The organism is Streptomyces turgidiscabies Car8, from assembly GCF_000331005.1.
Classification (GTDB): Bacteria; Actinomycetota; Actinomycetes; order Streptomycetales; family Streptomycetaceae; genus Streptomyces; species Streptomyces turgidiscabies.
Map to the genome: position 1 here is coordinate 1 of NZ_AEJB01000064.1, position 10,032 is coordinate 10,032.

The following is a 10,032-nucleotide window of genomic DNA, read 5'->3' on the forward strand; positions in this document are numbered from 1 at the left end:
TGCGGGACGAAGGGAGCAGGCCTCTTCGGCATGTCCGCAACTCGCCGGTAAGTAAGGCATTTTGTCGGCGAATCGTCCCCGACTCGCCGTATTTCGACGGGAGTCGGCAGCAACACTTCGTAACCCTTGAGAACTCTTTGGAACGCTCCGGATACATTTCGTAGAGAGTTCGCGGTACGTCAATTCGGCACGTGCCGCAGGCAGTGACCGGGAACGGATGGTCAATTTCCGTTTCCGCTCGTACCTTTGGCGGGCGATCAGTAACCTCAGCTCGAACACTGGTCCGCCAATGCCTGCCAACTCCTGGGAGAGAGACAGATGGAGCGTCCTGCCTGGGCCCCCCGGGGCATCGACATCACGGTGCCGAGCGTCTCCCGGATCTACGACTTCTACCTGGGCGGATCACACAACTTCGAGGTCGACCGGGAAGCCGCCCGCAGGGCCATGGAGTACATGCCGGGACTTCCGAAGATCATGCAGGCGAACCGCGCGTTCATGCGCCGGGCCGTCCGCTTCGCGGCCGCCGAGGGCATCACCCAGTTCCTCGACATCGGCTCGGGCATTCCCACCTTCGGCAGCGTCCACGAAGTGGCCCGGGAGGTGAACCCCGAGGCGCGGGTGGTGTACGTCGACCACGACCCGGTCGCCGTCGCCCACAGCCAGGCGGTCCTGGCCGGTGACGAGCACGCGGACGTCCTCGCCGCCGATCTGCGCAAGCCCCGGGAGATCCTGGACAGCCTCCAGGTACAGAGCCTGATCGACCGGAACCGGCCAGTGGCCCTGCTTCTCGTTGCCATACTGCACTTCGTGGAAGACACGGACGACCCGTACGCGGCGGTCGCCGAGCTGCGCGACGCGCTCGCGCCCGGCAGCCTGCTCGTCCTGACGCATGCCTCGTACGAGGGAATCCCGCTGCCGCCGGAGCGGGCCGAGGGCGCGGTCGACGTATACAAGGACATTCGCAATCCGCTGGTCATGCGTTCGCACGATGCGATCGCACGGTTCTTCGAGGGGTACGACATGGTGGAACCGGGACTGGTGCCGATGCCGCGCTGGCGGCCGGAGACGGCACCGGAGGACGACGACGCGTACTCGTTCTCCGGATTCGCCGGCGTGGGGCGTACGGCATGACGGCGGAACCGGACGGCCCCCAGGACAGACTGCGCAGGTTCGCGACCATCTGGAGCCGGGCGGTGTTCCAGGTGACCTCCACCTCGCTCACCCGGCCGGAGTTCGAGGAGCAACTCCTGCCGCTCGCCGGGCGGTTGAGTGAGGCGCTGCGAGCCAGGACGTTCGACGCCGAGGAGGGCCGGGCGGTCGGCGCCGCGCTGGTCGCCGCGCACTGCACCGACCCCGAGACGCTTCTCCGCTCGCTCGACTGCGTGGACGCCTATCTGGTGCTCTACTGCGGTGAGGGCGGCCCGCAGGAGGACCTGCGCGCCCGTTCGTCGAGGCTCCAGCACGCCATGGCCGCCGGCTACGCCGTCGCGCTGCGCGACCGGACACTGGTCGAGCAGGAGGCCATCGCGTGGGCCGCGCAGAGTGCGCGCAGCGCGGTCGCCGAGGCACTGCACGACAGCGAGGCCCGTTTCCGGGCGGTCTTCGAGGGTGCGGCCATAGGCATCGGCATCGCCGACCTCGACGGCAACATCCTGCAGATCAACGGTGCGCTGCAACGTATGTTCGGCGGCTCGGAGCAGACCGTACGGGGCCGCAGGGTCCCGGAGTGGACCCACCCGGACGACGCCCCGCAGGTCTGGCGGCTCTACGAGGAACTCGTCCGCGGCGAACGCGAGCACTACCACGTCGAGAAGGCGTTCTACCGCCCCGACGGAACCGTCCTGTGGACCAACCTCACGGTCTCCCTCCTCCGCGACGCCGACGGTCGGCCGCAGTACCAGCTGGCCCTGATGGAGGACACCACCGAGCGCCGGCTCCTCAACCTCAGGCTGCGGTACGAGGCCACGCACGACGCGCTCACCGGACTGCCCAACCGCACCCTGTTCTTCGAGCGCCTGGAGAAGGCGGTGTCGGCGGGCGAGGGCCAGCGCTTCGGCCTGTGCTATCTCGACCTCGACGGCTTCAAGACCATCAACGACAGCCTCGGCCACGCGGCCGGCGACCGGCTGCTCGTCGAGGTCGCCGACCGGCTGCAGTCCTGTGCGACCGCGCCCGGCGAGATGGTGGCCCGGCTGGGCGGCGACGAGTTCGTGGCACTGACCACCGGCCCCGACACCGAACGCGAGGTCGACGAACTCGCCTCCCGCATCATGAACGCGATGATCGCGCCGGTCAGCGTCGACGGCCGGGAGCTGACCGTGCGCGGCAGCATCGGCATCGTCGAGGGGCCGGCGGGGGAGCGAGGCCCGGCGGAGGTGCTGCGCAGCGCCGACATCACCATGTACCGGGCCAAGTCGGCGGGCGGCAACCGTTTCGAACTGGCCGACCCCGAGGCCGACCTGAGGGCGATCACCCGTCACGGGCTCACCACCGCGCTGCCAGCCGCCCTGGACCGCAGCGAGTTCTTCATCGAGTACCAGCCGCTCGTCCACCTCGGCGACGGCAGTGTGCGCGGTGCCGAGGCCCTGGTGCGCTGGCTGCATCCGCAGCACGGAGTCCTCGGCCCCGACCGCTTCATCCCGCTCGCCGAACACACCGGCCTGATCGTCCCGCTCGGCCGCTGGGTCCTGGAACAGTCGGTGCGTCAGGCCCGCGACTGGCAGGGGCAGTTCGGGGGACACCCGGCCGGGGGCCCGCTGCGCATCAACGTCAACCTGTCCCCGTGCCAGCTCACCCACCCGGGCCTGGTGCAGGACACCGTCGACATCCTGGAACGCGCGGGCCTCGAACCCGAGGCCCTGTGCCTGGAGGTGACGGAGTCGGCGTTGATCGGCGCCGACGACGACCTCCTCAAACCCCTGCGCCGCCTCGCCGAGATGGGCGTCGACATCGCCCTGGACGACTTCGGCACCGGCTACTCCAACCTGGCGAACCTGCGCCGCCTCCCCGTGAGCATCCTCAAGCTCGACCGCTCCTTCACCCAGGGGATGCAGCAGTTCCCGGCGGACCCCGTCGACCTGAAGATCGTCGAGGGCATCGTCTCCCTCGCCCACAGCCTCAACCTCACCGTCACGGTCGAGGGAGTGGAAACGGGCGCGCAGGCGGAGCAGCTCCGCATACTGGGCTGCGACACGGCCCAGGGCTGGTACTACGCCCGACCTGGCCCCCCGGAACGCCTGCACGACCTGGCCCTGGTAGATGCGACAGGGTGACCCACCCAGGGGCGCGGGGAACTGCGCGACCAGCCACGTACTACGTGATCGGTGTCCACAACCCGCGCCCTCCACCCCCGTCACCTCTCCAACAGCATCCGCTGCAACTCCCGAGCCGCCCGAGGCGGAGCCACATCGCTTCGGTGGGCCAGGGCGATCGCCCGGAACAGCCCCGGCCGGGCGAGCGGCGTCACCCTGAGCCCCCGCCCCGTCCGGCTCGCCACCATGCGCGGTACGACAGCCACGCCAAGCCCCGCACGTACGAACCCCAGCACCGCGTCCATCTCCCCGCCCTCCACCGCGAACTCCGGCTCGAACCCGGCGGAGCGGCACGCCGCCACGGTCAGCTCGCGCAGGTCGTAGCCGTGCCGGAACATCACCAGGCGCTCGCCCTCCAGATCGGCGACACGGACGGTCCGCCGGCCCCGGCCGGGGGCCGGCGCGTCCGGGGACGACACCACCACCAGGTCCTCGCGCAGGACCTCCAGCGTGGTCAGCGCCGGGGACGGGGTCGGCAGCGGGAGGACGACCAGGGCCAGGTCCAGGGCGCCGCGCGCCAGCTCCCGTACGAGATCGTGTGAGCCGCCCTCCTCGATGAGCAGCCGGATGCCGGGATAGCGGTCGTGGAAGGCGCGCAGCACGTCCGGCAGCAGACCCGTGCACAGGCTCGGTGTCGCGCCCAGCCGGATCCGGCCGGCCCGCAGCTGGGCCAGTTCCTGCACCTCGTGCCGGGCCGTGTCGGCGTCGGCCAGGATGCGCCGGGCCAGCGGGAGCAGCGCCTCGCCGGCGTCCGTGAGCGTGATGTTGCCGCGCGCTCTCAGGAACAGTTCTGCCCCCAACTCCCTTTCCAGCGACTTGATCTGCTGGGACAGCGAGGGCTGCGCGACATGGACGAGATCCGCGGCGCGGGTGAAGTGCCGGGTCTCGGCGACCGCCACGAAGTACTGGAGCTGCTGGAACTGCATGCGGCCAGGATACGGCCTGCATAGGCTTTGGCTATGGAAACGAGCCGGACCATGTCTTGGACCGATCGGGGTCGTGCGGCCTAGCGTCTTGACCCATGGCTTTGGCAACGCGGATGGACCGACGGCCGTCCATCGCACGCACGGTGTGGGACAGCTCCGTCGGCAAGAAGACCGTGATGGCCGTGAGCGGCCTGATCATGCTGCTGTATCTCGTCGTCCACATGATCGGCAACCTGAAGATCTTCTTCGGGCCCGGCGAGTTCAACCACTACGCCCACTGGCTGCGCACGGTCGGCGAGCCCTTCATGCACTACGAGTGGACGCTCTGGCTCGTGCGTGTCGCGCTCGTGGGGGCCGTCGTCGCCCACGCCACCTCCGCCTACCAGCTCAGCCGCCGCGACCTGAGGGCCCGGCCCAGCAAGTACGTGCACAGGAAGGCACGGTCGAGCTACGCGACGCGCACCATGCGCTGGGGCGGGATCATCCTCGGCCTCTTCATCGTCTGGCACGTCCTCGACCTGACCACCGGCACCGTCCACTCGGGCGGTTTCCAGCCGGGGCACCCCTACCAGAACGTCGTCGACACCTTCTCCACCTGGTACGGCAACGTCATCTACATCGTCGCGATGCTCGCCCTGGGCCTGCACATCCGGCACGGCTTCTGGAGCGCCGCCCAGACCCTCGGCGCCGGCAGCCGCACCCGCGACCGCGCCCTCAAGACCGTCGCGAACATCCTCGCGCTGCTGCTCACGGCCGGCTTCCTCGCCGTACCCGTGGGCGTCATGACCGGAGTGGTGAGCTGAAATGACCGCTGAATACACCGAGTTCACGACCGGCGAGCCCCTCGTCGACCCCAAGGCGCCCGCCGGCCCGGTCAACGAGCGCTGGGACACACGCCGGTTCGAGGCCAAGCTGGTCAACCCCGCCAACCGGCGCAAGCACACCGTCATCGTCGTCGGCACCGGGCTGGCCGGCGGTTCCGCGGGTGCCACGCTCGCCGAACAGGGCTACCACGTCGTCCAGTTCTGCTACCAGGACTCCCCACGCCGCGCCCACTCGATCGCCGCCCAGGGCGGCATCAACGCGGCGAAGAACTACCGCAACGACGGCGACTCCGTCCACCGGCTCTTCTACGACACCGTCAAGGGCGGCGACTTCAGGGCGCGTGAGTCCAACGTGCACCGGCTGGCGCAGATCTCCGTCGAGATCATCGACCAGTGCGTCGCCCAGGGCGTGCCCTTCGCCCGCGAGTACGGCGGCCTGCTCGACACCCGCTCCTTCGGCGGAGTGCAGGTCTCACGGACCTTCTACGCCCGCGGCCAGACCGGCCAGCAACTGCTGCTCGGCGCCTACCAGGCCCTGAGCCGGCAGATCGCCGCCGGGAACATCGAGATGCACGCCCGCACCGAGATGCTCGACCTCATCGTCGTCGGCGGGCGGGCCCGGGGGATCGTCGCCCGTGACCTGATCACCGGGAAGATCTCCAGCCACTTCGCGGACGCCGTCGTCCTCGCCTCCGGCGGCTACGGCAACGTCTTCTACCTCTCCACGAACGCCATGAACTCCAACGCCACCGCCGTCTGGCGGGCACACCGGCGCGGCGCCCACTTCGCCAACCCCTGCTTCACCCAGATCCATCCGACCTGCATCCCGCGCACCGGCGACCACCAGTCCAAGCTGACCCTGATGAGCGAGTCGCTGCGCAACGACGGCCGGATCTGGGTGCCGAAGGCCAAGGGCGACCGGCGGCCGGCGAACGAGATCCCCGAGGACGAACGCGACTACTACCTGGAGCGGATCTACCCCTCCTTCGGCAACCTGGTCCCGCGTGACATCGCCTCACGCGCCGCCAAGAACGTGTGCGACGAGGGGCGGGGTGTCGGACCCGGCGGGCAGGGCGTCTACCTCGACTTCGCCGACGCCGTCCGGCGGATGGGACGCAAGGCCGTCGAGGAGAAGTACGGCAACCTCTTCGACATGTACGCGCGGATCACCGCCGAGGACCCGTACACGGTCCCCATGCGGATCTACCCCGCCGTCCACTACACGATGGGCGGACTCTGGGTCGACTACGACCTCCAGACCACCGTCCCCGGCCTGTTCGCGATCGGCGAGGCCAACTTCTCCGACCACGGCGCGAACCGGCTCGGCGCCTCGGCGCTGATGCAGGGCCTCGCGGACGGCTACTTCGTCCTCCCGGCCACCATCAACGACTACCTGGCCCGCCACCCCGGTCAGGAACGCGTCGACGCCGAACACCCCGTCGTACAGGAGGTGTTGGCCGAGACGGAGGACCGCCTGAACCTCCTCCTGGCCGTCGACGGCGACCGGACCCCCGACTCCTTCCACCGTGAACTCGGCGAACTGATGTGGGAGTTCTGCGGCATGGCCCGCAGCGAGAGCGGACTGCGCAAGGCCCTGGGCCGCATCCCGCAGATCCGTGAGGAGTTCTGGCGGCGGATCAAGGTCCCGGGCACCGGCGAGGAGTTCAACCAGTCGCTGGAGAAGGCCAACCGTGTCGTCGACTACCTGGAGCTCGCCGAGCTGATGTGCCTCGACGCCCTGCACCGCGCCGAGTCCTGCGGCGGCCACTTCCGCGAGGAGTCCCAGACCCCGGACGGTGAGGCGGCCCGCGACGACGACAGGTTCGCCTACGCGGCGGCCTGGGAGTTCACAAGTGCGGGCTCTGCCCCCGTCCTGCACAAGGAAGACCTCGTCTTCGAGTACGTCCACCCCACCCAGCGGAGCTACGCATGAAGCTCACCCTGCGCGTCTGGCGCCAGCGCGACGCCGACGCCGACGGCGCCATGTCCACGTACGAGGTGGACGGCATCTCCGCCGACATGTCCTTCCTGGAGATGCTCGACACCCTCAACGAGGAACTCATCCTCAAGGGCGACGACCCGGTCGCCTTCGACCACGACTGCCGCGAGGGCATCTGCGGCGCGTGCTCCCTCGTCATCAACGGCGACGCGCACGGGCCCGAGCGCACCACCACCTGCCAGCTCCACATGCGGTCCTTCGCCGACGGCGACACCATCGACGTCGAACCGTGGCGCGCCGCCGCCTTCCCCGTGGTGAAGGACCTCGTCGTCGACCGGTCCGCCTTCGACCGGATCATCCAGGCCGGCGGCTACGTCACCGCCCCGACCGGCGCCGCCCCCGAGGCCCACGCCACCCCCGTACCCAAACCGGACGCCGACTTCGCCTTCGAGCACGCCGAGTGCATCGGCTGCGGAGCCTGCGTGGCCGCATGCCCGAACGGCGCGGCCATGCTCTTCACCTCCGCCAAGGTCAACCACCTGAACGTGCTCCCGCAGGGGGCGCCGGAGCGGGAGACCCGGGTTCTCGACATGGTCGCCCAGATGGACGAGGAGGGCTTCGGCGGCTGCACCCTCGCCGGGGAGTGCGCCACCGCGTGCCCGAAGGGCATCCCTCTCTTCTCCATCACCGGGATGAACAAGGAGTGGCTGCGGGCGACGCGAAAAGTGTCCGGCCGCTGACCCCAGAACGTTCGCCGGCAAGGTGCGGACGGGCGGGACCGGAGTGGTGCTCTACCCCGGTCCCGCCAGGCACCCCTGGCATTCAGCAAGCCCACACCCGCTCTCCCTTCGAGAGTCACGCGCAGGACAGCCGAGGTCGGAAGAACTGATACGGCCGGACGTAACGGGACCGGCCAGCTCACCCCTCGCCGTCCCCGGCCCGTGACCAGGAGAGAGCCATGACCGGCGTTTCCACCATCGAACGTCCCCCGCTCCCCGCCACACCCACCCGCTACACCGTCACCCTCGCCCGCGACGAGGACGACGTACGCGCCGCACAGCGGCTGCGTCACGACGTCTTCGCCGGTGAGCTCGGCGCCCTGCTGTCCTCCCCGCAGCCCGGCCTCGACATCGACCCCTTCGACGCCACTTGCGACCACCTGCTGGTCCGCGACACCCTCACCGGCCAGGTGGTCGGCACCTACCGGCTGCTGCCCCCGGAACGCGCGGCGATCGCCGGACGCCTCTACTCCGAGGGTGAGTTCGACATCTCCCCGCTCGACGCGATCCGCCCCGGGCTCGTCGAGGTCGGCCGCTCCTGCGTCCACCCCGACCACCGGGACGGCGCGGTCATCGGCCTCATCTGGGCCGGCATCGCCCGCTACATGGTCGACCGCGGCCACGACTGGCTGGCCGGCTGCTGCTCCATCCCGCTCTCCGACGGCGGCACCGTCGCCGCCGGCACCTGGGACCGCGTCCGGGCCAAGCACCTGGCGCCGGAGGAGTTCCGGGTACGGCCGCTGCTGCCCTGGTCCGCCGACGGTGTGACCCGTCCCGCCGGCCGCACCGAACTGCCCCCGCTCCTGCGCGGCTACGTCCGCCTGGGCGCCTGGGTCTGCGGGGAGCCCGCCCACGACCCGGACTTCGGGGTCGCCGACCTGTACGTGCTGCTGTCGATGCGCCGGATCAACCAGCGCTATCTGCGGCACTTCCTCTCCCTCGTCCCGGCCCGATGAGCGTCTGGCTGCCCAGCGCGCCCTGCACCCCGAGGACGTGCGTGGAGACCACGGGTTCCACGACGGCCCTGCCCCTGGCCGTGCTGCGCCTGGTGACCGTCCTGATCGTCCTGCTCGCCGGGATCATGCTGTGCCCGTTCGGCGGGCGGATTCCCGCCGGGTGGGTACGGCGCTGGGCCCGCACCATCGTGCGGGCCGCCGGGGTACGGCTCCGCGTGAGCGGCCCCACCGCGCCCACCGGGGGTGTGCTGCTGGTCGCCAACCACATCTCGTGGCTGGACATCCCGCTGCTGGCCGCCGTACGGCCGGCCAGGATGCTCGCCAAGGCCGAGATCCGGCAGTGGCCGGTGGCGGGCGCGCTGACCGCGGCCGGCGGTGCGCTGTTCATCGAGCGCGACCGGCTGCGGGCGCTGCCCCAGACCGTCGCGAAGATCGCCGAGGCGTTGCGCGAGGGCACGGCGGTCGTCGCCTTCCCCGAGGGCAGCACCTGGTGCGGCAACGCCCAGGGCTACTTCCGCCGGGCGGTGTTCCAGGCCGCGCTGGACGCCGGGGTCCCCGTCCAGCCGGTGCGTCTGCGCTACCGGCTCGCCGGGGGAGCGGCCAGCACGGCGCCCGCGTTCGTCGGCGAGGACTCGTTGCTCACGTCGGTGTGGCGGGTGGTGTCGGCGCGTGGGCTGGTGGCGGAGGTGGAGGTGCGGGAGGTGATCGTGCCGGGGAGTCACCTGGACCGGCGCTCCCTGGCCAGTGCGGCCCAGCCGGCGCATCCGAGTGCGGGCGGGTGCGGGTTCGTCGTGGCTGGTCGCGCCCCGCGGCGGAGCCGCATATCGATACAGCCCCGCGCCTCTGAAGGAAGGGCCTGCGGCCCCCACGAGCAGCAGCGCGGGCCAGACCTTCAGCAGCGCCCCGAAGCCCGCCAGGGCGCCCATGAGGCGCGGATGCCGGGCGCCCGCGAGCAGCGCGGCCACCGCCACGGCGGTCACCATGACGTCGTACCGGGCGTACACGGTCGGGCCCAGCAGCGGTACGCCCACCACCCACACCCAGGCGCCGCGCGACGACCGGCCGGGGCGCCCGCCCGCGTACAGGAGCAGGGACAGGACGACGAGGTCGGCGAGAGCGGCCAGTACGAAGAACGCCGACGCGTAGTCCAGGAAGGGCAGGGCGCCGGGGGAGAGGATCGCCAGGGCGGCGGCGGGCGGGTACTGCCAGGTGATGTCGTTCAGCGGGAAGGTGCCGTGGCTCAGCACCTCGTACCAGCCGTGGTAGATCACCGAGACGTCGCTCGTGACGTCCGGGC

The 10,032-nt window shown here is 70.6% G+C and carries 7 protein-coding genes and 2 pseudogenes; 7 read left to right on the plus strand and 2 right to left on the minus strand.

Going from position 1 to position 10,032, the window contains the following annotated elements; translation table 11 throughout:
* Nucleotides 1-318: 318 nt before the first annotated feature.
* A complete protein-coding gene (locus STRTUCAR8_RS03990) occupies nt 319-1,131 on the plus strand; it encodes an SAM-dependent methyltransferase (RefSeq protein WP_006374143.1) in 813 nt (270 codons plus the stop codon).
* On the plus strand, nt 1,128-3,272 hold the full coding sequence (locus STRTUCAR8_RS03995; protein ID WP_006374144.1) for a putative bifunctional diguanylate cyclase/phosphodiesterase: 2,145 nt from the start codon (nt 1,128-1,130) through the stop codon (nt 3,270-3,272). Before STRTUCAR8_RS03990 ends, STRTUCAR8_RS03995 begins: the two co-directional genes overlap by 4 nt.
* 80 nt (nt 3,273-3,352) lie before the next feature.
* On the opposite strand, the gene STRTUCAR8_RS04000 is transcribed toward STRTUCAR8_RS03995, so the two are convergent.
* Complete coding sequence (locus STRTUCAR8_RS04000; RefSeq protein ID WP_006374151.1) at nt 3,353-4,237, minus strand: LysR family transcriptional regulator; 885 nt, start codon at nt 4,235-4,237, stop codon at nt 3,353-3,355.
* Between the two features lie 131 nt (nt 4,238-4,368).
* Between STRTUCAR8_RS04000 and STRTUCAR8_RS04005 the strand changes: the two genes are divergently transcribed.
* From STRTUCAR8_RS04005 to STRTUCAR8_RS04025, 5 genes and pseudogenes are all read left to right on the plus strand, one after another.
* Entirely contained in the window at nt 4,369-5,040 is a 672-nt protein-coding gene (locus STRTUCAR8_RS04005; RefSeq protein WP_044471601.1) for a succinate dehydrogenase, read from the plus strand.
* A gap of 1 nt (nt 5,041) precedes the next feature.
* Nucleotides 5,042-6,994 (plus strand): fumarate reductase/succinate dehydrogenase flavoprotein subunit, encoded by a 1,953-nt coding sequence (locus STRTUCAR8_RS04010; protein ID WP_006374149.1) that lies wholly within the window; start codon nt 5,042-5,044, stop codon nt 6,992-6,994.
* Nucleotides 6,991-7,740 carry a succinate dehydrogenase/fumarate reductase iron-sulfur subunit gene (locus tag STRTUCAR8_RS04015; RefSeq protein ID WP_006374145.1) on the plus strand — a complete coding sequence of 250 codons (750 nt, stop codon included), beginning with the start codon at nt 6,991-6,993 and terminating at the stop codon, nt 7,738-7,740. Before STRTUCAR8_RS04010 ends, STRTUCAR8_RS04015 begins: the two co-directional genes overlap by 4 nt.
* Before the next feature lie 218 nt (nt 7,741-7,958).
* Nucleotides 7,959-8,735, plus strand: a complete 777-nt coding sequence (locus STRTUCAR8_RS04020; protein WP_006374147.1) for a GNAT family N-acetyltransferase — start codon at nt 7,959-7,961, stop codon at nt 8,733-8,735.
* Nucleotides 8,732-9,502, plus strand: a pseudogene (locus tag STRTUCAR8_RS04025) (lysophospholipid acyltransferase family protein); the annotation flags it as partial. The gene STRTUCAR8_RS04020 and the pseudogene STRTUCAR8_RS04025, both read left to right, overlap by 4 nt.
* A 93-nt stretch (nt 9,503-9,595) precedes the next feature.
* Here the strand turns inward: STRTUCAR8_RS04025 and STRTUCAR8_RS49225 are convergent.
* Nucleotides 9,596-10,032: pseudogene (locus tag STRTUCAR8_RS49225) on the minus strand (glycosyltransferase 87 family protein); the annotation flags it as partial.